Source organism: Mycobacterium sp. 1465703.0, assembly GCF_001672975.1.
Lineage (GTDB): Bacteria > Actinomycetota > Actinomycetes > Mycobacteriales > Mycobacteriaceae > Mycobacterium.
Genome location: NZ_LZKU01000124.1, coordinates 1 through 26,197 on the forward strand (window position 1 = coordinate 1; position 26,197 = coordinate 26,197).

Here is a 26,197-nt window from a genome sequence, read left to right on the forward strand (position 1 = left end):
GACCAGCTCTGACGAAGATCTCGACACCGGCCGGCACGTGGCCCTCGAACTCTTCGATACCGAACTCGACCAGGCCGTCCGCGCCTTTCAACAGCATCGCGGTCTGTTGGTCGACGGCATCGTTGGCGAGGCCACCTACCGAGCACTCAAGGAGGCGTCCTACCGGCTCGGTGCCCGCACGCTGTATCACCAATTCGGTGCCCCGCTCTTCGGCGACGACGTGGCCACCTTGCAGGCGCGGCTGCAGGATCTCGGGTTCTACACCGGCCTGGTCGACGGATACTTCGGATTGCAAACCCACAACGCGTTGATGTCGTACCAGCGCGAGTACGGGCTTTCGGCCGACGGTATCTGCGGTCCGGAAACGTTGCGCTCCTTTCATTTTCTGAGTTCACGAGTCACCGGCGGATCTCCGCACGCGCTTCGCGAAGAAGAGCTGGTCCGTTCATCCGGACCGAAATTGTCGGGCAAGCGGATCATCATCGATCCGGGCCGCGGCGGAGCCGACCACGGCGTCATCATGCACGGCCCATCCGGACCGGTCAGCGAAGCAGATGTTTTGTGGGACTTGGGTAGCCGACTCGAAGGACGGATGGCCGCGATCGGCATGGAGACCTTCCTGTCGCGACCGGTCAACCGCAGCCCACTCGATGCCGAACGCGCCGCCACCGCCAACAACGTCGGCGCCGACCTGATGATCAGTCTGCGCTGCGAAAGTCAGATCAGCGCCGCGGCCAACGGAGTGGCTTCCTTTCACTTCGGCAACTCGCACGGGTCGGTCTCCACCATCGGGCGCAATCTCGCCGACTTCATCCAGCGAGAAGTGGTGGCCCGCACCGGTTTACGCGACTGCCGCACGCACGGCCGCACCTGGGATCTGCTGCGTCTGACCCGGATGCCGACCGTACAGGTCGATGTCGGCTACATCACCAACCCACGTGATCGCTCGATGCTGGTCTCCACGCAGACCCGCGACGCCATCGCCGAAGGGATTCTCGCGGCGGTCAAGCGGCTCTACCTGTTGGGCAAAAACGACCGGCCCACGGGAACATTCACTTTCGCCGAGTTGCTCGCTCACGAACTGTCGGTGGAACGCACCAGCCAACTGGGCGGTTCCTGACTAAGCGTTCTAGCCAACCGGGTTGGTTCGAGTTCTCAACGTTTTCAACGCATTCCCCGCCGTAGACCCGGCGCCGACCGGCTGCTCCAGATGCGCACTCTCCAGCAGCCGCTCCAGGGCCGCCTCCACTTCGGCCTTCCATCCGAGACCCTTGTCCAGCTCGAGCCGCAGCCGGGGAAAGTACGTATGTGGCGCCACCACAACGAAACCCGCGTCTTGCAAGAACTCCGCATCGATCACGCAATGGTCCACCGAGCAATCGCCGACGGCTTCGAGCACCGGCCGGACGTCGGGGGTGACGGTGCGCGGATCCTGCAATTCCGAGGCGGCCGGCGTGCGACCGAACGCTTCGAGTGCGCGCACACCGCGTCGCACCAGTTCGTCGATCACCCGGGCGATCAAGCCGTGTGGAAGGTCCTCTGCGGCGGGGCCGGGTTCGATGCCCATCGACGTCAGCAGCACCGCGTCCGCGGACACCGGCCCGGTAGGGAATCGCTGCGCCCTGGGCACCGCCCGCGGCGGAGCGTAGAACACATAGCCCAGGCACGCCGGTTCGGCTTGGCTCCGCTCGTCCGGGATCGCGGTCGCCACCTGACCGCATGAACCCCACTCCAGCATCACCATCGACAACCACGCTTCTTTTTCGAATTCGGGGTCACTGAGGTGGTCCTGATTGCCAAGGGTCGCCGGATCGACTTCCCAGAAGACGCAGCGGCGTGCGTGCTTGGGAAGCTGCTCGAATGCCTCGAGCCGCAGCGGCATGATTCGAGCGGACACTTGCCTCCTGGCTCCTATGCGGTACTGCAGCCATCTGCCCCCGGCAACCCCTCCAGAATAGGAGAGGTGGTCGTGATCGGGCCAGCTTTCGCCTGGTCGAGGAGGGTTGATGTGCCTGGACTCTCGGCGCCCCGCCGCCGCGACTCGTCTATGGTCGAAAGTTGTTGATGCGCATGCCGTTTCGTCGAGTCGATGTCCCGGAGACAAGCTGATTTCCCGGAAAACCGGCGCCGGTGTCACAGTGACGTAATTACACGGTGTCCGAGTTCATGGCTTCGGCGGCGACATTACCTCGATGATCCGCTGCAGATCATCGACCGAGCCGAATTCGACCACGATCTTGCCCTTGCGTTTGCCCAAGCTCACCGTGACCCGGGTATCGAAGGCGGTGGAGAGTCGGTCAGCAACGTCTTGCAGGCCGGGCATCTGAATCGGCTTACGACGTGGGGCTGACGGCGTGGCCGCTCCCCCACGATTGGCCAGCGTGACCGCCTCCTCGGTGGCCCGCACCGACAATCCCTCGGCGACGATCCGGGTGGCCAGCTCCTCTTGCGCCTCGGGGCCGGCGTCCAGCGACAGCAGAGCCCGCGCGTGGCCTGCGGACAGCACTCCCGCGGCCACCCGTCGTTGCACGGCGATGGGCAGCTTGAGCAAGCGGATCATGTTGGTGATCAGCGGCCGGGATCGGCCGATCCGCGCCGCGAGTTCATCGTGGGTGACGCCGAATTCGTCGAGCAGCTGTTGGTAGGCGGCGGCCTCTTCCAACGGGTTCAGCTGGACCCGGTGAATGTTCTCCAGTAAGGCGTCGCGCAGTAGGTCGTCGTCGCCGGTCTCGCGCACGATGGAGGGGATGGTCGCCAGGCCGGCCTCTTGAGCCGCGCGCCAGCGCCGCTCCCCCATCACGATCTGGTAACGCGCGCCGCTCGCCGAATCCTTTATCGCCCGCACCACGATCGGCTGCAAGAGGCCGAACTCGCGGATGGAGTGCACCAGCTCGGACAGCGCTTCTTCGTCGAAGACCTGTCGGGGCTGACGCGGATTGCGCTCGATGTCAGCCGGGGCGATCTCGCGATAGACCGCACCCACCGACGACGTGTCCTGCGGCGCCGGTCCCCCGATTAAGACGTCGGCGGCGGCGTCGCCCATCCGCGGCCCGAGCGTCGCCGGTCCGGTGTTGCCCTCCGCGGGGCCGGTCGGAATAAGCGAAGCCAGGCCCCGGCCGAGGCCACCCTTCTTGCGTAACGGCTGCGTCATTGTCGTCCCTTCGGTGGTCAGTCGCGCTCGGCGAGTTCGCGGCTCGCGTCGAGATAGCTCATCGCCCCGCGTGACCCGGGGTCGTAATCGATGATGGTCATGCTGTAGCCCGGTGCTTCGGAGACCTTGACGCTGCGCGGGATCACCGTGCGCAATACCTTGCTCCCGAAGTAGCGCCGCACCTCCTCGGCGACCTGGTCCGCGAGTTTGGTGCGGCCGTCGTACATGGTCAGCACCACGGTGCTCACCTCGAGCTGCGGATTGAGGTGGGCCTTCACCATTTCGATATTGCGCATCAGCTGCGAGACGCCCTCGAGGGCGTAGTACTCGCACTGAATCGGAATCATCACTTCCGGTGCGGCGACGAGCGCATTGATGGTGAGCAGTCCCAACGAGGGAGGGCAGTCGATGAAGACGCAATCGAAGTCGAGGTTGTCGAGGTCGGCCAGCGCGGTGCGCAACCGGTTCTCGCGCGCCACCATGCTGACCAATTCGATTTCGGCGCCGGCGAGATCGATCGTGGCCGGCACGCAGAACAGGCGCTGATTGTGCGGGCTCTGCCGTAGCGCATCGTGCACGGAGACCTCGCCGAGCAAGACTTCATAGGAAGACGGCGTCCCCGATTGCCGGTCGGTGATACCCAGCGCGGTGCTCGCGTTGCCCTGAGGGTCGAGGTCGATGACGAGGGTCTTGAGTCCTTGCAGCGCGAGGGCCGCCGCAAGGTTTACCGCGGTGGTGGTCTTGCCGACGCCGCCCTTCTGGTTCGCGACGGTGAAGACTCGTCGACGAGACGGCCGGCGCAATGGCGGGTAGGTGGTGTGCAGCACCCGCGTGGCGCGCTCGGCGGCCGCACCGATCGGGGTGTCAAATTCGTCCGTTGTTTCACGTGAAACATTGGGCGCCGTCGTGGGCCCGGCCGCTGCGGCAGCGCCGACTGCCGGTGCCGCGGCCTCCGGCGCCACCGGCCCAGGTGCCGCCTGTGCCGGATTGCCGCCACCGTCCGACGCCTGCGAAGCCACCGGCCATTCTCCTGAAGTAGTCATCGGGTTCCGGCCTTCCCGGTCCGCGCCGACTTGTGGTGCGGCGGCTTTGCGCGTCGCGCTGAAACTACTGTTGCGGGCGGTCGCAAATAGTTCGCGCCACATGTCACCACCCTGACATCAGCGGCGCCCGATGCTGCCATCACACGCCGGTACTGTTCAACTTCGTCGCGCGCCCGCTCCCCCTTGATGGCAAGCATCCGCCCGCCATGCCGAAGTAGCGGCATGCTCCACTTGGTCAGCTTGTCCAACGATGCAACCGCTCGCGACACCGCAGCATCCCTCTCCCCGAACCGGGCGCGCACCCCCGGCTCCTCCGCACGGCCACGGGCCACCTCGACGGCCAACCCTAGTTCGTCGATCACCTCGGTGAGAAATTCGCTGCGCCGCAACAACGGTTCGAGCAACACCACCTCGAGATCGGGGCGCGCGATCGCCAGCGGTATCCCCGGTAGGCCCGCGCCACTGCCGATGTCGATGAGGTGCTCCTCCTTCTCGAGGAGCTCGGCGACGGCCGCGCTATTGAGTAGGTGGCGATCCCAGATGCGGTCCACTTCCCGCGGGCCCAGGAGCCCACGTTCCACCCCGGCGGTGGCGAGAAGTTCCGCATATCGGATCGCGATGTGCAGCCGGCCGCCGAAGATCGCCGCGGCGGCATCCGGGGCGGCGCCGGGTCCGGATGCCGCTCCCGCCGCGCCCCCCGTGGAGTCGACGGGGCCGACATGTTTCACGTGAAACATCCGCTAGTTGGAGCGTGCACTTTCAACCTTCGGAGGCCGGCGGACGGAGGGAACTACACGGCTGTAACTCTGCGCGGTCAGTCGCGCAGAACGACGACGCGACGCGACGGCTCAACGCCCTCGCTCTCGCTGTGCACTCCCGAGACTGCCGCGACCGCGTCGTGCACAATCTTGCGTTCGAACGGCGTCATCGGGGCCAGCTCTTCACGCTCCCCGGATTCGAGCACCCGCCGAGCGACCTTGTCGCCTAGCGTGGCCAGTTCTTCTCTCCGGCGCCGACGCCAGCTGGCGATGTCGAGCATCAGCCGGCTGCGCACGCCCGTCTTCTGGTGTACCGCGAGCCGGGTGAGTTCCTGCAGTGCGTCGAGCACCTCGCCGCCGCGGCCCACCAACTTGTTCAAGTCGTCGCTGCCATCGATGCTCACGACAGCCCGGCTGCCTTCGACGTCCAAGTCGATGTCGCCGTCGAAGTCCAGGAGGTCCAGCAACTCTTCGAGGTAGTCGCCGGCTATTTCGCCCTCGGCGACCAACCGCTCCTCGAGATCGTCGCTTCCTTCCGCGCCGCCTTCGGCGGCATCTTCGGCAGCCGCTTGCGTGTCGAGTTCGTTATCGACGTCGCGCTCGGTGGTGGTGTCGGCGTCTGTCATGTCTTCTCTCCCTCATTCCCATGGGCCCCGGCCCAATTGGAGTCGCCCTGTCCGGGCGGTCCCCGATAGCTATTCCCCCGGTATCAGCGTTTGCGTTTTTTCGGTCGAGCCCCGGGCCGCGGTGTCCGATTGCTCGGTCCAACGGTGCCGTCGGCCTCTTGACCATCGACCGGATCGGAATCCGTCGGCGCGGAGTCGGCCGCGCTGGCATCGCCGTCGGCCGTCGACGAACCGTTTCCGCCCGGCGATGCTGCCTTCGGATTCCGCTTCGGCTTGGCTCCCGGCGCCGGCGCATTCGCCGCCCGGCGCTGGATCGCTTCCTGCTTCTTGGCCTCGTCCTCTTTCTCGATCATCCCGAAGACGTAGTGCTGCTGCCCGAAGGTCCAGATGTTGTTGGCGAACCAGTACAGGATGATGGCCAGCGGAAGGAAGGGCCCACCGACCACCACGCCGAGCGGGAACACATACAGCGCAAGCTTGTTCATCATCGCGGTCTGCGGGTTAGCCGCCGCTTCGGGACTCTGCCGCGCCACCGACGCCCGGCTGTTGAAGTAGGTTGCTACCCCGGCCAGGATCATCACCGGCAATCCCACCGCCACCACGGCGGGCCGGCTGAAGAACGTGAACGCGTCCAATCCGGTGCGCTGCGTCATGAAGGCACCGATCGGTGCACCGAACAGATTGGCGTCCAGGAAGTGCCCGACATCCGTCGGGGTGAAGACGTAGTTTCCGGTCAGGCGGTTCTGGGCCACCGACAGGTGCGGCTGGCCGAATCCCCCGGTGGTCCGGTTGAACGAGCGCAACACGTGATACAGCCCGATGAACACCGGGATCTGTGCCAGCATCGGCAGGCAGCCGAGGATCGGGTTGAAGCCGTGTTCGCGCTGCAACTTCTGCATTTCGAGCGCCATGCGCTGGCGGTCCTTGCCATACTTCTTCTGCAGCGCCTTGATCTGCGGCTGCAACTCCTGCATCTGGCGCGTGGTGCGGATCTGTCGCACGAAGGGCTTGTAGAGCAGCGCCCGCAGGCTGAAGACCAAGAACATGACCGACAGCGCCCAGGCGAAGAAGTTGGACGGCCCCAGCATGGAGGCGAACAACTTGTACCAAACCCACATGATCCACGACACCGGGTAGTAGACGAAGTCGAGGCTGAAGAAATCAAACAAAAGATCCACTCTCCCCTCGCGTCGCCCGGACAGCCCGAGCTTCGCTGGCATCTTGGCAATTCAGCTGGCTTCCGGGGCGGTCCGGTATCGGATCCCATCCACCTTCATGCCATGGTCCGCATTTGGCGAGTCTGGCCGCCGCCAGCCAACTCCCCCGAATCAAGCCGTACTCGTTGAGCGCGTCGACCGCATACTGGCTGCACGTGGGAACGAAGCGACACGTCGCCGGACGCAGCGGCGACACCATATGCCGGTACAGCTGGATCACAAAAACCAGTCCGCGCGCCGCCATCCGTCCCGACTTACGCAGGTAACCGCGCACTCGCGCCGCCGCGGTCACGTCTTGCTCCGTCCCGCCGACACACGTTGCAAACAACGGCGCAGTTCCTGTTCGAGTCGCGCCGACGACGCCGTCCGGCTGCTTGGCAGCGCACGGATTACCAACTGATCGGATTGGCCGAGCTCGCTGAGCAGAGTGCGGGCCACATGTCGCAGCCGGCGGGCGACTCGGTGGCGTTCCACGGCGGATCCGACCGGCTTGCCGACCACCAGCCCGACCTGCGGCGCGCGGTCAGGATCGTGGTCCTCCCCCCGGCGGAGGTGAACGACGACATTGGGCTGTGCCATACGAATTCCGTGCTTCACCGTCGCGTCAAAGTCAATTGACCGCGTCATGCGGTTGCGTGCGGGAAGCACCGCGCAAAGACCTGACGTTGCGATCAGGCAGATAGCGCGCGGCGACCTTTGCGGCGCCGATCGGACACGATCGCGCGTCCGGCGCGAGTACGCATCCGCAGGCGGAAGCCGTGCACGCGGGCTCGGCGCCGGTTATTCGGCTGGAAGGTCCGCTTGCCCTTGGCCACGACGTTCTCCTCGTTGTGTTGCCATCCGGTCGCTCAGACGTTTCGCTTCGGGCTCATCTGCGGTTCGACCGGAGGTGGTCTTGGTGCTGCTGGCCGGCGCGGTCCCCAAGTGGTTCGGGTCGCAGCCGTATCGCCGACTTTCGGGCGACTGTTTGAGGGTACTGACGAGGCTTCGCCTGGTCAAACCTGGCTTCCCACAACGAAGCCGCACAGAGCCGCTGGAAAGATTTCCGTTTCGGCCACGCCCGCCACAGACGTGGCTACCATAACGAGCCGAAGCAGGCCCCATGTACCCTAAACGACCCGATTGGAATGCAGCAGAACGGTTGGCAGCCGAACGGAAAACTGTTAGCTTCTGCGAAGTCGTTTTAGACTGAAGCAGCGTTCGACAACGAAGCGAGGATGGTAGATCGACTAGCTGCCTAGACAACCTTCCGAGGTTTTCTTCCAGCGCGGAGATCGCGAGCCGTCGCCGGTAGGTTGTGGCTCGACTACGATCATCCTGTCCACACCTGTGCATAACTATGTGGACAGCTGCTTTGTCGCCAAGCGTGTGTAACGCGGGTCAGGACGTTCGAGAACCAGGGAGATGCGTCGTTGACCGATGACCCCGGTTCCAGTTTCACGACAGTGTGGAATGCGGTCGTTTCCGAGCTCAATGGTGAGCCCACCGCTGACGGCCTGGCCGCCAATCGCACGACTCTCGTCACTCCCCTCACCCCGCAGCAAAGGGCCTGGCTCAATTTGGTCCGCCCGCTGACCATCGTCGAGGGGTTTGCTCTGCTGTCGGTGCCGAGCAGTTTCGTGCAGAACGAGATCGAACGACATCTGCGGGCTCCTATCACCGATGCCCTCAGCCGCCGGCTTGGACAGCAGATCCAGCTGGGCGTGCGCATCGCTCCCCCACCCGACGATGTCGACGACGCCCTCATTCCCGCGGCCGAACCATTCCCCGACTTCGACCCGTCCGGCCGCACCGGCGAACCGAGTGTCGACACCGAGGAAGCTTTCGAAAACAGCGACACCGTCAGCGACAACCAGCCGGGCTGGCCGAACTACTTCACCGAGCGGCCGCACGCCATCGATCCGGCCGTCGCCGCCGGAACGAGCCTCAACCGCCGCTACACCTTCGACACTTTTGTCATCGGCGCCTCCAATCGGTTCGCCCACGCCGCCGCCCTGGCGATCGCCGAAGCGCCGGCCCGGGCGTACAACCCGTTGTTCATCTGGGGCGAGTCCGGTCTCGGCAAGACTCACCTGTTGCACGCCGCCGGCAATTACGCGCAACGACTCTTCCCGGGGATGCGGGTCAAATACGTGTCCACCGAGGAATTCACCAACGACTTCATCAACTCGCTTCGCGACGACCGCAAGGTCGCGTTCAAGCGCAGCTATCGCGATGTCGACGTGCTGCTGGTCGATGACATCCAGTTCATCGAAGGCAAGGAAGGTATCCAGGAAGAGTTCTTCCACACCTTCAACACGCTGCATAACGCCAACAAGCAGATCGTCATCTCCTCGGACCGGCCGCCCAAACAGCTGGCCACCCTGGAAGACCGGCTCAGAACACGATTCGAGTGGGGCTTGATCACCGACGTGCAGCCCCCGGAGCTGGAAACCCGCATCGCAATCTTGCGAAAGAAAGCTCAGATGGAGCGGCTGGCGGTGCCAGACGATGTGCTGGAACTCATCGCCAGCAGCATCGAACGCAACATTCGCGAGCTCGAAGGCGCCCTGATCCGGGTGACCGCGTTCGCTTCGTTGAACAAAACTCCGATCGACAAGTCGCTGGCCGAGATCGTGCTCCGCGATTTGATCGCCGATGCCAGCACCATGCAGATCAGTGCGGCCACCATCATGGCGGCCACCGCCGAATACTTCGACACCACCGTCGAAGAACTCCGCGGGCCGGGCAAGACCCGAGCCCTGGCCCAGTCACGCCAGATCGCCATGTATCTGTGCCGCGAGCTCACCGATCTCTCACTGCCCAAGATCGGGCAGGCCTTCGGCCGCGACCACACCACGGTCATGTACGCGCAGCGCAAGATTTTGTCCGAGATGGCCGAGCGGCGTGAGGTTTTTGATCACGTCAAAGAGCTCACCACTCGCATCCGCCAGCGCTCCAAGCGCTGATTTCCGCGCTTTCGGTGCAGGCGCCAGTAATTTTTTTCGAGGAACTTCACCCTCGTCTGTCACACCCGCCACACCCCCGACATGTGCGCAGGCCTGTGCACAACGCAATTAAACGCTGGTGTAGTACCGAGCCTTGAGTGCACAACCGCGGTTCGTCCCCATCCGCCCAACACATCACCCACAGGCGTCCACGCCGCGATGCACAACCCGATCGCGGCCCTAGCTGCGCCGGGACCGCGCTGTCCCCAGAATGCACAGGCCTTAATACTGGTACTGAGATATCTTCATCGGTTCTTCTTTGAAACACAGGCTTGGGGACGCACGGTGCACACCGGTCCTTCAAGCCGTGGTCAGCTCGGGTTGTCGGGCTTTGCGATTAGCTTTCAAGATGGCGTCGGAGGATCTACGGTTGTTCTTCGACTGCCGTTACGGTCGTCGCTGGCGCATCGGGGTGTCATCGGCGTTCGTGGCGGAGCCCCGTGCTAGCGGGGGGAGGCTAGCCAATGAATGCAAAAACGCTGAGTAGGTGAAGGGACGCTATGGACGCGGCGACGACAACGGCTGGCCTCAGCGACTTGAAATTTCGTTTGGTGCGGGAGTCTTTCGCCGACGCGGTGTCGTGGGTGGCGAAGAACTTGCCGTCCAGACCCGCGGTGCCGGTGCTGTCCGGTGTGCTGCTGTCCGGAACCGATGAGGGCCTGACGATCTCCGGATTCGATTACGAGGTTTCCGCCGAAGCGCAGGTTGCAGCCGAAATAGCTTCTCCTGGAAGCGTTTTGGTATCGGGCCGGTTGTTGTCCGACATCGTGCGGGCACTGCCGAACAAGCCGATCGACTTTTACGTCGACGGGAACCGGGTGGCGCTGAACTGCGGAAATGCCAGGTTTTCATTGCCGACAATGGCGGTTGAGGATTACCCGACGCTGCCGGCACTGCCGGAAGAGACCGGGACGTTGCCCGCGGACCTGTTCGCCGAGGCGATCAGTCAGGTTGCCATCGCGGCCGGGCGTGACGACACGTTGCCGATGTTGACCGGGATCAGGGTTGAGATTTCGGGCGACACGGTGGTTTTGGCCGCTACTGACAGATTCCGCTTGGCGGTTCGCGAGCTGACCTGGTCGGCGGCGTCACCCGACATCGAGGCGGCGGTCCTGGTGCCGGCCAAGACGCTGGCCGAAGCCGCCCGCACCGGCGCCGATGGTTCCGAGGTTCGGTTGTCATTGGGTGCGGGTGCCGGCGTCGGAAAAGACGGGTTGCTCGGCATCAGCGGTAATGGCAAGCGCAGCACCACCCGGCTGCTTGATGCGGAATTCCCGAAGTTTCGTCAGCTGCTGCCGGCCGAGCACACGGCCGTCGCCACCATCAACGTCGCGGAGTTGACCGAGGCCATCAAGCTGGTGGCGTTGGTAGCCGACCGGGGTGCGCAGGTGCGGATGGAATTCCGCGAAGGATCATTGCGACTGTCCGCTGGCGCCGACGACGTTGGCCGGGCCGAAGAAGACCTGGCGGTCGATTTTGTCGGCGAGCCGCTGACCATCGCCTTCAACCCGACGTATCTGACCGACGGATTGGGATCGGTGCATTCCGAGCGGGTGTCGTTCGGTTTCACGACTCCGGGTAAGCCGGCGCTGTTGCGTCCGGCATTGGATGACGACAGCCACCCGACCGGCACGGGGCCCTACAGCGCCCTCCCGACCGATTACGTCTACCTGTTGATGCCTGTCCGGTTGCCTGGCTAGGTGTACGTCCGGCATTTGGGACTGCGCGACTTCCGGTCCTGGGCACACGCCGACCTCGAATTGCAGCCTGGTCGGACGGTCTTCATCGGTTCGAATGGGTTCGGGAAGACGAATCTTCTTGAGGCTGTGTGGTATTCGAGCACGCTGGGCTCACATCGGGTGGGCACGGATGCGCCGCTGATTCGGGCCGGCGCCGAGCGCGCGGTGGTGTCCACGATCGTGGTCAACGAGGGCAGGGAATGCGCGGTCGATCTGGAGATCGCGGCCGGCCGGGCGAACAAGGCGCGGCTGAATCGCTCACCGGTGCGTAGCACGCGCGAAGTGATCGGCGTTTTGCGCGCGGTGCTGTTCGCACCCGAAGACTTGTCTTTGGTCCGGGGTGATCCGTCCGACCGGCGGCGTTACCTCGACGATCTGGCGACGGTGCGCCGCCCGGCAGTGGCCGCGGTGCGCGGTGACTACGAAAAAGTTCTGCGGCAGCGGACCGCGCTGTTGAAATCGCTGACCGGAGCGCGGTACCGCGGCGACCGGAGCGCGCTGGACACTCTAGACGTGTGGGACAGTCGCCTCGCCGAACACGGCGCTCAGATGATGGCCGCCCGGATCGATTTGGTCAACCAGTTGGCACCGGAGGTGGAGAAGGCCTATCAGCTGTTGGCCCCGGGATCACGGGCCGCGTCCATCAGTTATCGATCGAGCCTGGGCGCCGAGGCCGCGGCCGATATTGCCGGTGGGGACCGCGAGTTCCTGGAGGCGGCCCTGTTGGCTGCACTGTCGGCACGGCGCGATGCTGAACTGGAGCGCGGCATGTGCCTGGTCGGACCGCATCGCGACGACCTGGAATTGTGGCTCGGCGACCAGCCCGCGAAAGGCTTTGCCAGCCATGGCGAATCGTGGTCGTTCGCATTGTCACTGCGGCTGGCCGCGTATGAACTGCTGCGCGCCGAGGAAAGTGAACCCGTGTTGTTACTCGACGATGTGTTCGCCGAACTCGATACCGCCCGGCGCCGCGCGCTAGCCACGGTGGCTGAATCGGCCGAACAGGTGCTGGTGACCGCAGCGGTGCTCGAAGACATCCCGGCGGACTGGGAGGCTCGGCAGGTGTACGTCGACTTACGTGACAGCGACTCGGGCCGGGTATCGGAGATGCACTTATGACCGGCGAGGGTCCGGGTCCGGGCGAGCCATCGAACGCGCTGAGCGGCATCGATCTGGTCAGGCGCACCCTCGAGGAGGCGCGGGCAGCGGCCCGGGCACAGGGAAAAGACGCAGGTCGCGGTCGCGCGGTGCCCCCCGCCCCGCGCCGGGTGGCAGGTCAGCGGCGCAGCTGGTCGGGGCCCGGGCCCGACGTTCGAGATCCCCAACCGCTGGGCAGGCTGGCGCGCGATCTGGCGAAGAAACGCGGATGGTCGGCCCAAGTCGCCGAGGGCATGGTGCTGGGCAATTGGCCGGCCGTGGTGGGCCACCAGATCGCCGACCATGCCGTTCCGACCACCCTGCACGACGGTGTGCTGAGCGTGGCCGCCGAATCGACGGCGTGGGCCACCCAATTGCGGATGATGCAGTCGCAGCTGTTGGCCAAGATCGCCGCCGCGGTGGGCAACGGTGTGGTGACGTCGCTGAAAATCACCGGCCCTACCGCCCCGTCCTGGCGCAAAGGGCCGCGTCATATCGCTGGAAGAGGCCCGCGCGACACGTACGGTTAGGGGGTTCGATTCCGGTCCGCGGATCCCCACCCGCGGGTTCGTCCACAGGCCGCTGAAATCGGCCAGAACGACGCGGACCCCCTCCACGCACGTCGGGACGCGGCCAGAATAAAGAAATCGTGCGCACGGCGCGGTGAGCTGGGTAGAAACGCGGCCAGAAAATCGGTCCTGGCGGCTGATCACGCTAGACTGGCAGCATGCGACTGTTGCGGTGACTGGAACCGCCCGCATGAAACCCCAAGGAGAGCATTCCGACCGTGGCTGCCCAGAAGAAGAAGGCGCAAAGCGATTACGGCGCTTCAGCGATCACCGTGCTCGAAGGCCTCGAGGCCGTCCGCAAACGCCCCGGTATGTACATCGGGTCCACCGGTGAGCGTGGTCTGCACCACCTCATCTGGGAGGTGGTGGACAACTCGGTCGACGAGGCGATGGCCGGGTACGCCGATAAGGTCGACGTCCGCATTCTCGATGACGGCAGTGTCGAAGTGTCCGACAACGGGCGCGGTATTCCAGTGGCCATGCACGCCACCGGCGCCCCCACCGTCGACGTCGTCATGACGCAATTGCACGCCGGTGGAAAATTCGGCGGCGAGAACAGTGGTTACAACGTCAGTGGTGGTCTGCACGGCGTCGGTGTGTCGGTGGTCAACGCGCTCTCGACCCGCCTCGAGGTGGACATCGCCCGCGACGGCCACGAATGGTCGCAGTATTACGACCGTGCCGTGCCCGGAACCCTAAAACAAGGTGAGGCAACCAAGCGCACGGGCACCACGATCAGGTTCTGGGCCGATCCGGACATCTTCGAGACCACCGAATACGACTTCGAGACGGTGGCCCGCCGGTTACAGGAAATGGCATTCCTCAACAAGGGGTTGACGATCAACCTCACCGACGAACGGGTTAGTAACGAAGAGGTCGTCGACGAAGTGGTCAGCGACACCGCCGACGCACCCAAGACGGCACAGGAAAAGGCGGCGGAATCCACTGCGCCGCATAAGGTCAAGCACCGCACCTTCCACTACCCCGGTGGGCTCGTCGACTTCGTCAAGCACATCAACCGCACCAAAAGCCCGATCCAGCAGAGCATCATCGACTTCGACGGGAAAGGTCCCGGCCACGAGGTCGAAATCGCGATGCAGTGGAACGGCGGCTACTCCGAATCCGTGCACACCTTCGCCAACACCATCAACACCCACGAGGGTGGGACCCACGAAGAAGGGTTCCGCAGCGCGCTGACGACGGTGGTCAACAAGTACGCCAAAGACAAGAAGCTGCTGAAGGACAAAGACCCGAACCTCACCGGCGACGACATCCGTGAGGGCCTGGCCGCGGTGATCTCGGTCAAGGTCAGCGAACCGCAGTTCGAGGGCCAGACCAAAACCAAGCTGGGCAACACCGAAGTCAAATCGTTCGTCCAGAAAGTCTGCAACGAACAACTCACGCACTGGTTCGAAGCCAATCCGGCCGACGCGAAGGTTGTGGTGAACAAGGCGGTGTCGTCGGCGCAGGCCCGCATCGCCGCCCGCAAGGCGCGTGAACTGGTGCGCCGCAAGAGCGCCACCGATCTGGGCGGGCTGCCCGGCAAGCTGGCCGACTGCCGTTCGACCGATCCGCGCAAGTCCGAACTGTATGTGGTGGAGGGTGACTCGGCCGGCGGTTCGGCCAAGAGCGGCCGCGACTCGATGTTTCAGGCGATCCTTCCGTTGCGCGGAAAGATCATCAACGTCGAAAAAGCCCGCATCGACCGGGTTTTGAAGAACACCGAAGTCCAGGCGATCATCACCGCGCTGGGCACCGGTATCCACGACGAGTTCGACATCGCCAAGTTGCGCTACCACAAGATCGTGCTGATGGCCGACGCCGACGTCGACGGCCAACACATCTCGACGTTGTTGTTGACGCTGCTGTTCCGCTTCATGCGACCGCTGATCGAGCATGGGCACGTGTTTTTGGCACAGCCGCCGCTGTACAAGCTGAAGTGGCAACGCAGCGATCCCGAATTCGCCTACTCCGATCGCGAGCGCGACGGCTTGCTGGAGGCCGGCCAGAAGGCGGGCAAGAAGATCAACAAAGACGACGGTATCCAGCGTTACAAGGGTCTCGGCGAGATGGACGCCAAGGAATTGTGGGAAACCACGATGGATCCCACCGTCCGCGTGCTGCGCCAAGTCACCCTGGACGACGCCGCCGCCGCCGACGAGCTGTTCTCCATCCTGATGGGCGAGGACGTCGATGCGCGCCGCAGCTTTATCACCCGTAATGCCAAGGACGTTCGCTTCCTAGACGTCTGAGCGATCAGACCGGCCACCGTTGAACAACCAACGAGGAATACATGACTGACACCACGCTGCCACCAGGCGACGACTCCGTCGACCGGATCCAACCGGTTGACATTCAGCAGGAGATGCAGCGCAGCTACATCGATTACGCGATGAGCGTCATCGTCGGCCGCGCGCTGCCCGAGGTTCGCGACGGTCTTAAGCCGGTGCACCGCCGGGTGCTCTATGCGATGTATGACTCCGGCTTCCGCCCGGACCGCAGTCACGCCAAGTCGGCGCGGTCGGTGGCCGAGACGATGGGTAACTACCACCCGCACGGCGACGCCTCGATTTACGACACCCTGGTCCGGATGGCCCAGCCGTGGTCGCTGCGCTATCCGTTGGTCGACGGGCAGGGCAACTTCGGCTCCCCCGGTAACGACCCGCCGGCCGCCATGCGGTACACCGAGGCACGGCTGACTCCGCTCGCGATGGAGATGTTGCGTGAAATCGACGAGGAGACAGTCGATTTCATCCCCAACTATGACGGCCGCGTGCAGGAGCCGACCGTACTGCCCAGCCGGTTCCCCAACCTGCTGGCCAACGGCTCCGGCGGCATCGCGGTCGGGATGGCGACCAACATCCCACCGCACAACCTGCGCGAATTGGCCGAGGCCGTCTACTGGTGCCTGGACAATCACGAGGCCGACGAAGAGGCCACGCTGGCCGCGGTGTGTGAGCGGGTCAAGGGCCCGGACTTCCCCACCTATGGTCTGATCGTCGGATCGCAAGGCATTCACGACGCCTACACCACCGGCCGCGGCTCCATCCGGATGCGCGGAGTCGTTGAGGTAGAAGAAGATTCACGCGGCCGCACCTCGCTGGTGATCACCGAGCTGCCGTATCAGGTGAACCACGACAACTTCATCACCTCGATCGCCGAGCAGGTTCGCGACGGCAAGCTGGCCGGCATCTCCAACATCGAAGACCAGTCCAGCGATCGCGTCGGTTTGCGCATCGTGGTGGAGATCAAGCGCGACGCCGTGGCCAAGGTGGTGCTGAACAACCTCTACAAGCACACCCAGCTGCAGACCAGCTTCGGCGCCAACATGTTGTCGATCGTCGACGGGGTGCCACGCACGCTGCGACTCGACCAGATGATCCGCTACTACGTCGCGCATCAACTCGACGTCATCGTCCGGCGCACCACCTACCGGCTGCGCAAGGCCAACGAACGCGCGCACATCTTGCGCGGTCTGGTCAAAGCACTCGACGCGCTCGACGAGGTCATCGCCTTGATCCGTGCCTCGGACACCGTCGAGATCGCCCGGGCCGGGCTGATCGAACTGCTGGATATCGATGAGATCCAGGCCCAGGCGATCCTGGACATGCAGTTGCGCCGGCTGGCCGCCCTGGAACGCCAGCGCATCGTCGATGACCTGGCCAAGATCGAGGCCGAGATCGCCGACCTGGAAGACATCCTGGCCAAGCCCGAGCGGCAGCGCCGGATCGTGCACGACGAGCTCGCCGAGATCGTCGACAAGCACGGCGACGAGCGTCGTACCCGGATCATCGCCGCCGACGGTGAGGTCAACGATGAGGACCTGATCGCTCGCGAGGACGTGGTGGTCACCATCACCGAGACCGGCTACGCCAAACGCACCAAGACCGACCTGTACCGCAGCCAGAAGCGCGGCGGCAAAGGCGTGCAGGGCGCCGGCCTCAAGCAGGACGACATAGTGCGGCACTTCTTCGTGTCCTCCACGCACGACTGGATCCTGTTCTTCACCACGCAGGGCCGGGTGTACCGCGCCAAGGCCTATGAGCTGCCGGAGGCGTCGAGGACTGCGCGCGGTCAGCACGTCGCCAACCTGCTGGCGTTCCAACCCGAGGAACGTATCGCCCAGGTGATCCAGATCCGCAGCTACGAGGATGCCCCGTACCTGGTGCTGGCCACCCGCAACGGACTGGTCAAGAAAACCAAGCTGACCGACTTCGACTCCAACCGCTCGGGCGGAATCGTGGCGATCAACCTGCGCGACGGCGACGAGCTGGTCGGTGCGGTGCTGTGCTCGGCCGATGAGGACCTGTTGTTGGTCTCGGCGAACGGCCAGTCCATCAGGTTCTCGGCGACCGACGAGGCGCTGCGGCCGATGGGCCGCGCCACCTCCGGTGTGCAGGGCATGCGGTTCAACGCCGATGACTACCTGTTGTCGCTCAACGTGGTCCGCGAGGGCACCTACCTGCTGGTGGCGACGTCGGGCGGGTACGCCAAGCGCACCGCGATCGAGGAGTATCCGGTGCAGGGCCGCGGCGGCAAGGGGGTACTGACGGTGATGTATGACCGTCGGCGTGGCAGGCTGGTTGGTGCGTTGATCGTCGATGAGGACAGCGAGCTGTACGCAATCACCTCGGGAGGCGGCGTCATCCGCACCGCGGCGGGCCAGGTCCGCAAGGCGGGACGGCAGACCAAGGGCGTGCGTCTGATGAACCTGGGTGAGGAAAACACGCTGTTGGCCATTGCTCGCAACGCTGAAGAAAACGCGGACGAAGTCGTCGAGGAAAGCGGCGGTGCCGCGCAGTCGGACAGCTAGTCGCTACCCAGCCACTAGACTCAGCCCGACCAGGACATAATGCGACTGCACCGCGTTTGCGGCCCAGGTAGGAGACCTAAGGAGTCGGGGTGACCTCACCGAACGAGCCGGGCGCCCCCAAAAAGGGGGACAGCCCCAACGGGGATGGTTCGGTCGAGCGTGCCGGTGTGCGCCGCGCGGCGCCGCCTGCACAGAGTGGCCGTGGCCAAGAGGGCGGGGATGGACCACCCTGGCAGCGGGTCGGTGCCCGGCCGGCGCAGCCGGGGCCGCGCCAAAACGAGCCGCCCACCGAGAAGCGGCCCTCGGGCCAGCCCGCCGGCGTCGAGGCCCGGCTGAACCGGTTCATCTCCGGCACCGCCGCGCCCGGAGCCGGCGCCCCATCGCATGCCAAAGAGCCCGAACCCGCGCACACCCGCGGCGAGGGATCGCCGACCGAGGCCTACGCCAGTGAACTACCGGATTTGTCCGGGCCGGTGCCGCGCGGCCCGCACCGCAAGCCCGCCCCCGAGCGCCCGGCGGAGACGCCGAGTTCGTCGGGAACCGGTCGCCCGGCGGCCGTCGAAACCCGGGAGAGCCGCGAAAATCGGGACAACCGCGTCCAGGTGGCCCGGCGCACGCGGGGCCCGGTGCGTGCCAGCATGCAGATCCGCCGGATCGACCCATGGAGCACGCTGAAGGTGTCGCTGCTGCTCTCGGTGGCGTTGTTCTTCGTCTGGATGATCGCGGTGGCGTTCCTCTACCTGGTGCTCGGCGGCATGGGCGTGTGGTCCAAGCTGAACAGCAACGTCGGTGACTTGTTGAACAACACCAGCGGCAGCAGCGGCGAACTGGTGTCCAGCGGCACGATTTTCGGCGGCGCCGTCCTGATCGGTTTGGTCAACATCGTGTTGCTGACCGCGATGGCCACCATCGCCGCGTTCGTCTACAACCTGACCACCGATCTGATCGGCGGCATCGAAGTGACGTTGGCGGATCGCGACTAGCGTGATGCAGCGCTTTTGGGAGTAAGGCGGCTATTGCGGTAATCTCGTCGCTCGGCCGTACGCGAGTACGGGCCTATAGCTCAGGCGGTTAGAGCGCTTCGCTGATAACGAAGAGGTCGGAGGTTCGAGTCCTCCTAGGCCCACAACCATGTGCCCGTCAAGACGTTGCGTAAGACTCGCACTGCCACTGGTAGTGATCGCCGTATTGGCAGCGGTGGTGCGGTCACGGCGTGGAGTCGAGGTCTGGCACGTGGCTGTGGATGACTCCGGTCAACCACTCAGTCACGATGAGGGGCCTTAGCTCAGTTGGTAGAGCACCGCCTTTGCAAGGCGGGTGTCAGGGGTTCGATTCCCCTAGGCTCCACAAGCCGCGAACGCGGGCGGTAGATCCGTTACGTTGCACCTTTGGTTCCGCCCGCCGAATACAACTTTTGGTTAACTCTCGCCACAGGCACAACCTGGGTTTCCAGATCGTTCCGCGAACCGACGGGGATCGGCTAACATGCCCGACAACTGACCGGTTGCTACCCCGATAACGCAGCCCACAGCGTAACTCCACCGTGCGGTGAGGAGGGACGGCTTTGACTGGGCCATTTCGTAATGGGGCGCCGCCTCAGGGTTCGCTATGTCGGTGAATCCGATGCGCACCGCACCCGGTGTTCCCATTGCGGTCATCGGCATGGCTTGCCGACTGCCTGGTGGGATCGACTCTCCTGAGCAGTTGTGGCAGGCGTTGCTGCGCGGCGACGATCTGGTCACCGAAATTCCACCCGAGCGCTGGGACGCCGACGAGTACTACGACCCGCAGGCCGGCGTGCCCGGGCGGTCGGTATGCAAATGGGGTGCGTTCCTGAAGGACGCGGCGGCCTTTGACCCCGAATTTTTCGGCATCACCGAAAAAGAAGCGACAGCGATGGATCCCCAGCACCGCTTGCTGCTGGAAACCTCGTGGGAGGCCATGGAGCATGCCGGACTGACGCACGCCGGCCTGGCCCAGTCGCGGACGGGCGTGTTCGTCGGGTTGATGCATGACGACTACCAATTCGTGCACGCCGAATCCAACGCCCTGGAGGGGCCCTACGGATACATGGGGAATAGCTTCGCCATGGGTTCCGGGCGGATCGCCTACACGATGGGACTACGCGGGCCGGCGATGACAGTGGACACCGCATGCTCATCCGGACTGGCCGCAGTGCATGTTGCTGGTCGTAGCTTGCAGGACGGCGAAAGCGACATAGCCCTTGCCGGCGGCGCCTCGCTATCGTTCGAGCCGCGCAAATCCTGTTCGGGTTCCGCCATCGGCATGTTGTCGTCGACCGGACGCTGCCACGCATTCGACATCGCCGCCGACGGCTTCGTGGTCGGCGAGGGTTGTGTCATGTTGCTGTTCAAGCGGTTACCCGATGCGCTCCGCGACGACGACCGCATCTTGGCTGTGCTGCGCGGGACCGCTGCGAACCAGGACGGGCATACGCCGAATATCGTGACGCCGTCGCGGGCCGCACAAGTCGAGGCCTATCGGGCGGCATTGGCCGCGGCCGACGTGGACGCCCACACGGTCGGCATGGTCGAGGCGCACGGCCCGGGCACCCCGGTGGGTGATCCCATCGAATACGCCAGCCTGGCAGAGGTTTACGGCCTCGACGGACCATGCGCGCTGGCTTCGGTGAAGACCAACTTCGGCCACACCCAGTCGGCTGCCGGCGCGCTCGGGCTGATGAAGGCGATCCTGGCGCTGCAGCACGGTGTGATTCCGCGCAATCTGCACTTCAGCCGACTGCCGGACGAGATCTCCCAGATCGAAACCAACCTCTTTGTGCCACAAGAGAATACGTTGTGGCCGAACAACGGTGAGCAGCGGCCCCGGCGGGCGGCGGTATCGTCGTACGGGTTCTCGGGCACCAACGTGCACGCGATCGTGGAGCAGGCTCCCGAGGTGGCTGTACCGAGCGGCGGGCCGGTCACCAAGGCCTTGGACGGGCCGCTGATTTTCCCGCTGTCGGCGACCTCGGCGGACGGACTGCGGCAAACCGCCGGGCGGCTCGCCGGCTGGGTCGAGGCACACGCGTCGCGCCTTGCACCTTCGGATCTCGCATACACACTTGCTCGTCGCCGTACCCACCGGCCGGTTCGCACCGCGGTCATCGCAGGAGGCATCGAGGAGCTGACCGCGGGTTTGCGCGAGATCGCCGCCGGCGATTTTCCCTACCAACCCGCCGCCGGGCAGGGCGATAAAGGGCCGGTATGGCTGTTCTCCGGTCAGGGTTCGCAGTGGGCCGCGATGGGCGCCAAGTTGCTTGCGACCGAACCGGTCTTCGCCGCGACCGTCGCCAAGGTCGAGCCGCTTATCGCCGAAGAGTCTGGTTTCTCTGTCACTGAGGCGATTTCGGCACCCGAGGCGGTGGCCGAGATTGACCGGATCCAGCCCGCACTGTTCACCATGCAGGTCGCACTGGCAGCGACGATGAGGGCGTACGGGGTCGAGCCGGGCGCGGTGATCGGCCACTCGATGGGCGAGGCCGCCGCCGCGGTTGTGGCGGGAGCGCTCTCGCTGGGCGACGGGGTGCGGGTGATCTGCCGCCGCTCGCGGTTGATGTCCACCATCGCGGGCTCAGGCGCGATGGCGTCGGTGGAATTGCCTGCGGAGCAAGTGCTTTTGGAACTGACGGCCCGCGCCGTCGACGACGTCGTGCTGGCAGTGGTGGCTTCACCGCGGTCCACAGTGATCGGCGGCGCGACGCAGACGGTGCGCGATCTGGTCGCGGCATGGGAGCACCGCGACATCATGGCCCGCGAGATCGCCGTCGATGTCGCCTCGCACACCCCGCAGGTCGATCCGATCCTCGACGAGTTGACCGAGGTTCTGGCAGGGCTTGAGGCCCTGACACCGCAGGTACCGTTTTACTCCGCAACAGCGTTCGATCCGCGCGAGCAGCCCGTGTGCGACGCCTGGTACTGGTCGGACAACCTGCGCCACATGGTGCGGTTCGCCGCCGCGGTACAGGCGGCGTTGGAGGACGGCTTCCGGGTCTTCGCCGAGTTGGCTCCGCACCCGCTGCTCACTTACGCCGTCGAGCAGACGGCCGACAGCCTCGGCATGCCGCTGGCCGCAATCGCGGCGATGCGCCGTGAGCAAGTGCTGCCGCACGGGCTGCGCGGCTTCCTCACCGAACTGTTCAGTGCCGGTGCGGCGATGGACTTTTCGGTGCTCTATCCCGGTGGCCGGCTGGTGGATGCCCCACTGCCGGCCTGGAATCACCGTCCGCTGCTGCTCACCCGCGGCGGGCAGGATTCACCGGCTCGCGGCACCTGCACAATCGCGGTGCACCCGTTGTTGGGCGCGCATGTGCGATTACCCGAGGAGCCGGAGCGCCACGTGTGGCAGGGCGAGGTCGGCACAGCGGCGCACCCCTGGCTGGGCGACCACTGCGTAAACAACGTGGCCGCTCTCCCGGGAGCGGCCTACTGCGAGATGGCGTTGGCCGCCGCGCGCACCGTCCTCGGCGAGACGTCCGAAGTACGCGACATCCGTTTCGAGGCACTGTTGTTGCTGGACGACGAAACGCCGGTTTCTGCCGTCGCGTCGGTGACCTCGCCGGGCGCCGTCGACTTCGTGGTGGAAACTTTCCAGGACACCACGCAGGTCCGGCGGGCGACGGCGGTGCTGCACGCCGCAGCCGCCGAGAACCCGCCGCGGCCGTACCACATGCCCGCGCTACTCGCGGCCCACACGCACCGGCTGGATGGGACCGAGCTGCGAAAGCAGTTCGACGGGCACGGATTGCAATACGGCCCGGCCTTCGCCGGCCTGGTCGCGGTGCACCGAACCGACGAGACGGCCGGCACCGTACTCGCCGAGGTCGGGCTCCCCGGCCCCATCCGTTCACAACTGAGCGCCTACGGCGCGCACCCCGCCTTGCTGGACGCCTGCTTTCAGTCGGTCGCCGTCCATTCGGCCGCACAAGTCGCAGCGAGCGCCGGCCTGCTGCTGCCGCTGGGAGTACGCCGGATCCGCACCTACGGTTCTGCCCGCGCCGCCCGTTACTGCTACACGCGGGTGACCGGTACCGACGCGGCCTCGCTGGAGGCCGACGTCGACGTGCTCGACGAGCACGGGACCATCCTGCTGACAGTGCAGGGACTGCAACTCGGCACCGGCGCCTCGGAGAGCGCAAACCGTGACCGCGTGTTGAACGAGCGGTTACTGACCATCGAGTGGAATCAACGCACCCTGCCCGAGGTGGACCACGGCGGCACCGCAACGTGGTTGCTGATCAGCACCTGCGCAACGGCGGATGTCGTGGCCACAGGCCTGACCGATGCGTTGAAGGCCGAGGGTGCCGACTGCGCCACCATGACATGGCCGCAGTATTCGGATCACCGGGCCAATGCCGCATTTGTCGGCTCGCATCCAACTGCCGGCCGGGCCGGCGGGGTCGTCATCCTGACCGGTCCCCAGAACGCCAACCCGGACGAGGCGTGTGCCCGGTTCGGTGCGGATCACGTCCGCCACGTGGTGCGCATTGCCCGCGCGGTCACCGGAATCGACGGCGACCCGCCTCGCCTGTACGTCGTCACCCGCAACGCCCAGACGGTGGTACCGGGTGACGTGGTGAATCTGGAACAGGCGGGGTTGCGCGGATTGTTGCGCGCGATCGGGACCGAATATCCGCATCTGCGCACCACCCAGATCGACATGGACGACGACACCGACACCCAGCAGCTGGCGGGGCAGCTGCTGGGCAGGTCGGAGGAAGACGAGACGGCCTGGCGAAACGGCCAGTGGTACACCGCGCGGCTGAGCCCGGCACCACTACGCGCCGACGAGCGGCAAACCGCCGCCGTCGACCACCCGGGCGGTGGGATGCGTCTGCAAATCCGCACGCCGGGCGACCTGGAAACGATGGAACTGGTTGCTGTTCAACGCATACCGCCCAGGCTCGGGGAGATCGAGGTGGCGGTGACTGCATCGGGCGTCAGCTTCGCCGATGTACTGCATGCCCTCGGTCGGTCTCCCGCCGCCGACGGCGATGTGCCACATCTCGGCATCGATTTCACCGGCGTCGTTACCGCGGTTGGTCCTGACGTGACTACGCACCGGGTGGGCGACCATGTCGGTGGGATTTGCCCAAGTGGTGGGTGGGCGACCTTCGTCACGTGTGATGCTCGTTTGGCCGCGCCGTTACCACCGGGCCTGACTGATCATCAGGCGGCGGCGGTCAGCACCGGTTACGGCGTCGCCTGGTATGGGCTACACGATCAGGCCCGGATCACCACTGGTGAACGCGTGTTGATCCACTCCGCCGCCAGCAGCGTCGGGCAGGCGGCAATCGCGATCGCCCGCGCCGCAGGGGCCGAAGTCTTCGCTACTGCTGGCACCGACGACAGACGAGAACTGTTGCGCCACATGGGTGTTGAGCATGTGTACGACTCGCGCAGCACCGACTTCGCCCACCAGATCCGCCGCGACACGGACGGAGCGGGTGTCGACATCGTGCTCAACTCGCTGACCGGCGCAGCGCAGCGGGCCGGATTGGAAGTGCTGTCCATCGGAGGACGATTCGTCGAGATCGGTAAGCACGACGTCTACGCGAACACTCAGGTGGGGCTTTTTCCGTTCCGCCGCAACCTGACATTCCATTACGTCGATCTGACGCTGATGTCGCAGAGTCACCCGAAGCGGATCGGTGAACTGCTCACCACGGTGTATGGGCTTGTCGCGGAAGGGAAGTTGCCATCGCCACGAGGTATTCGGCGTCCGCTCAGCGACGCCGCCACAGCGATCCGCGCGATGATCGCAGCAGAGCACACCGGCAAGCGCGTCCTCGACGTGCCCCAGACCGGTAGCACCGATGTCGTGGTGCCGCCCAACCAAGCCCGGCCTTTCCGGCGCGACAGCTCCTACATCGTCACCGGTGGTTTGGGCGGCATCGGTTTGTTCCTCGCCGAAAAGATGGCCGCGGCCGGCTGTGGCCGCATCGTGCTCAGCTCCCGCTCGCGGCCCAGCGCCAAGACGCTGGAAACAATCGAGCTCATCCAGGCGATGGGCACCGATATCCAGGTGGAATGCGCCGACATCACCGAGGTTGACACGGCGGAGCGTTTGGTCGCGGCGGCAACCGCCACCGGGCTCCCGTTGCGCGGGGTCCTGCACGCAGCCGCGGTGTTCGAGAACGCGATGCTGGACAACCTGACCGACGGGCTCGTCGACCGCAACTGGGCTCCAAAGGTGCAGGGCGCGTGGAACTTACATCAGGCCACCGCCGCCTTGCCGTTGGACTGGTTCTGCTTGTTCTCATCGGCGGTAGGGCTTGTGGGCTCCCCGGGGCAAGCGGCTTACGCCGCGGCTAACAGCTGGCTGGACGCATTCGCCCGCTGGCGCCGGGCTCAGCGCCTGCCGGCCAACGCGATCGGATGGGCGCTGTGGTCGGAGGTCGGCCGCGCCGCTGAACTGCGAACCGAAACCGGTGAAGACGTCGCTCCCGGCCAAGACGGCGAAGGTACCGCCATCGCGCACTGGCGGGACACGGCTTTCACCGCCGACGACGGCGCCTATGCGTTCCAGTCGTTGCTGTGTTATGACCGCCCGCATTCCGGGTACGCTTCGCTGACCGGAACGCCGTGGTTCGCCGCCTACGCGCAACGTAGCCGGTTCGCCGAATTGTTCCGGTCCAAGAGCACAAGCTCAACGGATGCAAGCGAATTGCTCGACGAGTTGGCCCTGCTGGCACCGGAGGAGTGGCCCACCCGCCTGCGCCGGATGATCTCCGACGCGGTCAGCCTGATACTGCGCCGCACCATCGATCCCGATCATCCCCTCTCCGAATACGGTCTTGACTCCATGGGCAACCTCGAGTTGCGCACCCGGATCGAGGCCGAAACAGGAGTGCGCGTCACCACGAACGACATCACCACAATTCAGGGCTTGGCCACGCGGCTGTGCGAAAGACTCGCTGCCACAGTTCGTCTCGATACCACCAGCACGGCAGTTCAGCACATCGAGACGTCCGCCGAGCCGCTAGTGGACTAAGGGAGGCAAGGGTGTTCGTGAGTGCAAGGCCCAGGGATGGGCTGTTCGTGGGAACGGTCTATGACTGGGTACCCGGGCCGGGCGCGGTCGTGACTTGGCAACCGACACCCGCTTGCGTGGCCAAAGCCCGGCAAGCTCCGGTCA

General features: G+C 65.2%; 18 protein-coding genes and 2 tRNA genes. 11 read left to right on the forward strand and 9 right to left on the reverse strand.

Annotated features, from left to right (window positions below; translation table 11 throughout):
- Positions 1-1,120: N-acetylmuramoyl-L-alanine amidase (locus tag A5625_RS10590; protein ID WP_066992645.1), on the forward strand; the 1,120-nt coding region annotated here is incomplete at its 5' end.
- A gap of 9 nt (positions 1,121-1,129) precedes the next feature.
- Here A5625_RS10590 and A5625_RS10595 read toward each other — a convergent pair.
- The 9 genes from A5625_RS10595 to rpmH form a co-directional block, all read right to left on the reverse strand.
- Positions 1,130-1,897, reverse strand: a complete 768-nt coding sequence (locus A5625_RS10595) for an acetyltransferase (protein ID WP_156748117.1) — start codon at positions 1,895-1,897, stop codon at positions 1,130-1,132.
- Between the two features lie 267 nt (positions 1,898-2,164).
- The gene (locus A5625_RS10600; protein ID WP_066992651.1) at positions 2,165-3,151 is read right to left on the reverse strand and encodes a ParB/RepB/Spo0J family partition protein; all 987 of its coding nucleotides are present in this window, start codon (positions 3,149-3,151) and stop codon (positions 2,165-2,167) included.
- A 17-nt stretch (positions 3,152-3,168) separates the two neighbouring features.
- Positions 3,169-4,194 (reverse strand): ParA family protein, encoded by a 1,026-nt coding sequence (locus A5625_RS10605; RefSeq protein WP_232003586.1) that lies wholly within the window; start codon positions 4,192-4,194, stop codon positions 3,169-3,171.
- Complete coding sequence (gene rsmG, locus A5625_RS10610; protein WP_066992653.1) at positions 4,191-4,931, reverse strand: 16S rRNA (guanine(527)-N(7))-methyltransferase RsmG; 741 nt, start codon at positions 4,929-4,931, stop codon at positions 4,191-4,193. The genes A5625_RS10605 and rsmG overlap by 4 nt, the downstream gene beginning before the upstream one ends.
- A 77-nt stretch (positions 4,932-5,008) precedes the next feature.
- On the reverse strand, positions 5,009-5,578 hold the full coding sequence (locus A5625_RS10615) for a R3H domain-containing nucleic acid-binding protein (protein WP_066992656.1): 570 nt from the start codon (positions 5,576-5,578) through the stop codon (positions 5,009-5,011).
- An 83-nt stretch (positions 5,579-5,661) separates the two neighbouring features.
- A complete protein-coding gene (gene yidC, locus A5625_RS10620) occupies positions 5,662-6,756 on the reverse strand; it encodes a membrane protein insertase YidC (RefSeq protein WP_156748119.1) in 1,095 nt (364 codons plus the stop codon).
- Entirely contained in the window at positions 6,740-7,039 is a 300-nt protein-coding gene (yidD, locus tag A5625_RS28295) for a membrane protein insertion efficiency factor YidD (protein WP_156748121.1), read from the reverse strand. The genes yidC and yidD overlap by 17 nt, the downstream gene beginning before the upstream one ends.
- Before the next feature lie 44 nt (positions 7,040-7,083).
- Positions 7,084-7,443: a ribonuclease P protein component gene (rnpA, locus tag A5625_RS10625; RefSeq protein WP_066992662.1), complete on the reverse strand. Its 360-nt coding sequence runs from the start codon at positions 7,441-7,443 to the stop codon at positions 7,084-7,086.
- A 23-nt stretch (positions 7,444-7,466) separates the two neighbouring features.
- Positions 7,467-7,610, reverse strand: coding sequence for a 50S ribosomal protein L34 (gene rpmH / locus A5625_RS28300; protein ID WP_082971338.1), 144 nt, complete (start codon positions 7,608-7,610; stop codon positions 7,467-7,469).
- Positions 7,611-8,207: 597 nt separating this feature from the next.
- Here rpmH and dnaA point away from each other — a divergent pair.
- From dnaA to pks2, 10 genes are all read left to right on the forward strand, one after another.
- Positions 8,208-9,743 carry a chromosomal replication initiator protein DnaA gene (dnaA, locus tag A5625_RS10630; protein ID WP_066992664.1) on the forward strand — a complete coding sequence of 512 codons (1,536 nt, stop codon included), beginning with the start codon at positions 8,208-8,210 and terminating at the stop codon, positions 9,741-9,743.
- Positions 9,744-10,282: 539 nt separating this feature from the next.
- Positions 10,283-11,482 carry a DNA polymerase III subunit beta gene (dnaN, locus tag A5625_RS10635; RefSeq protein WP_066992666.1) on the forward strand — a complete coding sequence of 400 codons (1,200 nt, stop codon included), beginning with the start codon at positions 10,283-10,285 and terminating at the stop codon, positions 11,480-11,482.
- Positions 11,483-12,640 carry a DNA replication/repair protein RecF gene (recF, locus tag A5625_RS10640; RefSeq protein ID WP_066992669.1) on the forward strand — a complete coding sequence of 386 codons (1,158 nt, stop codon included), beginning with the start codon at positions 11,483-11,485 and terminating at the stop codon, positions 12,638-12,640.
- Complete coding sequence (locus tag A5625_RS10645) at positions 12,637-13,188, forward strand: DUF721 family protein (RefSeq protein ID WP_066992672.1); 552 nt, start codon at positions 12,637-12,639, stop codon at positions 13,186-13,188. Before recF ends, A5625_RS10645 begins: the two co-directional genes overlap by 4 nt.
- 257 nt (positions 13,189-13,445) lie before the next feature.
- Entirely contained in the window at positions 13,446-15,479 is a 2,034-nt protein-coding gene (gene gyrB, locus A5625_RS10650; protein WP_066992676.1) for a DNA topoisomerase (ATP-hydrolyzing) subunit B, read from the forward strand.
- A 41-nt stretch (positions 15,480-15,520) separates the two neighbouring features.
- Positions 15,521-18,040: a DNA gyrase subunit A gene (gyrA, locus tag A5625_RS10655; RefSeq protein WP_066992679.1), complete on the forward strand. Its 2,520-nt coding sequence runs from the start codon at positions 15,521-15,523 to the stop codon at positions 18,038-18,040.
- Between the two features lie 89 nt (positions 18,041-18,129).
- Positions 18,130-19,023, forward strand: coding sequence for a DUF3566 domain-containing protein (locus tag A5625_RS10660; protein WP_066992682.1), 894 nt, complete (start codon positions 18,130-18,132; stop codon positions 19,021-19,023).
- 69 nt (positions 19,024-19,092) lie between these two features.
- Positions 19,093-19,166 (forward strand) — tRNA-Ile (locus A5625_RS10665).
- A 148-nt stretch (positions 19,167-19,314) separates the two neighbouring features.
- Positions 19,315-19,387 (forward strand) — tRNA-Ala (locus tag A5625_RS10670).
- A 261-nt stretch (positions 19,388-19,648) separates the two neighbouring features.
- The gene (gene pks2, locus A5625_RS10675) at positions 19,649-26,053 is read left to right on the forward strand and encodes a type I polyketide synthase (protein WP_066992685.1); all 6,405 of its coding nucleotides are present in this window, start codon (positions 19,649-19,651) and stop codon (positions 26,051-26,053) included.
- The last annotated feature ends 144 nt before the right edge of the window (positions 26,054-26,197 follow it).

What these genes read in the sequence shown, in the direction of transcription:
- A5625_RS10600 (WP_066992651.1), bottom strand. Translation starts at nt 3,151, where the DNA reads ATGACGCAGCCGTTACGCAAGAAGGGTGGCCTCGGCCGGGGCCTGGCT.
- A5625_RS10605 (WP_232003586.1), bottom strand. Translation starts at nt 4,194, where the DNA reads ATGACTACTTCAGGAGAATGGCCGGTGGCTTCGCAGGCGTCGGACGGT.
- rsmG (WP_066992653.1), bottom strand. Translation starts at nt 4,931, where the DNA reads ATGTTTCACGTGAAACATGTCGGCCCCGTCGACTCCACGGGGGGCGCG.
- A5625_RS10615 (WP_066992656.1), bottom strand. Translation starts at nt 5,578, where the DNA reads ATGACAGACGCCGACACCACCACCGAGCGCGACGTCGATAACGAACTC.
- yidD (WP_156748121.1), bottom strand. Translation starts at nt 7,039, where the DNA reads ATGGCGGCGCGCGGACTGGTTTTTGTGATCCAGCTGTACCGGCATATG.
- dnaN (WP_066992666.1), top strand. Translation starts at nt 10,283, where the DNA reads ATGGACGCGGCGACGACAACGGCTGGCCTCAGCGACTTGAAATTTCGT.
- A5625_RS10645 (WP_066992672.1), top strand. Translation starts at nt 12,637, where the DNA reads ATGACCGGCGAGGGTCCGGGTCCGGGCGAGCCATCGAACGCGCTGAGC.
- gyrA (WP_066992679.1), top strand. Translation starts at nt 15,521, where the DNA reads ATGACTGACACCACGCTGCCACCAGGCGACGACTCCGTCGACCGGATC.
- pks2 (WP_066992685.1), top strand. Translation starts at nt 19,649, where the DNA reads ATGTCGGTGAATCCGATGCGCACCGCACCCGGTGTTCCCATTGCGGTC.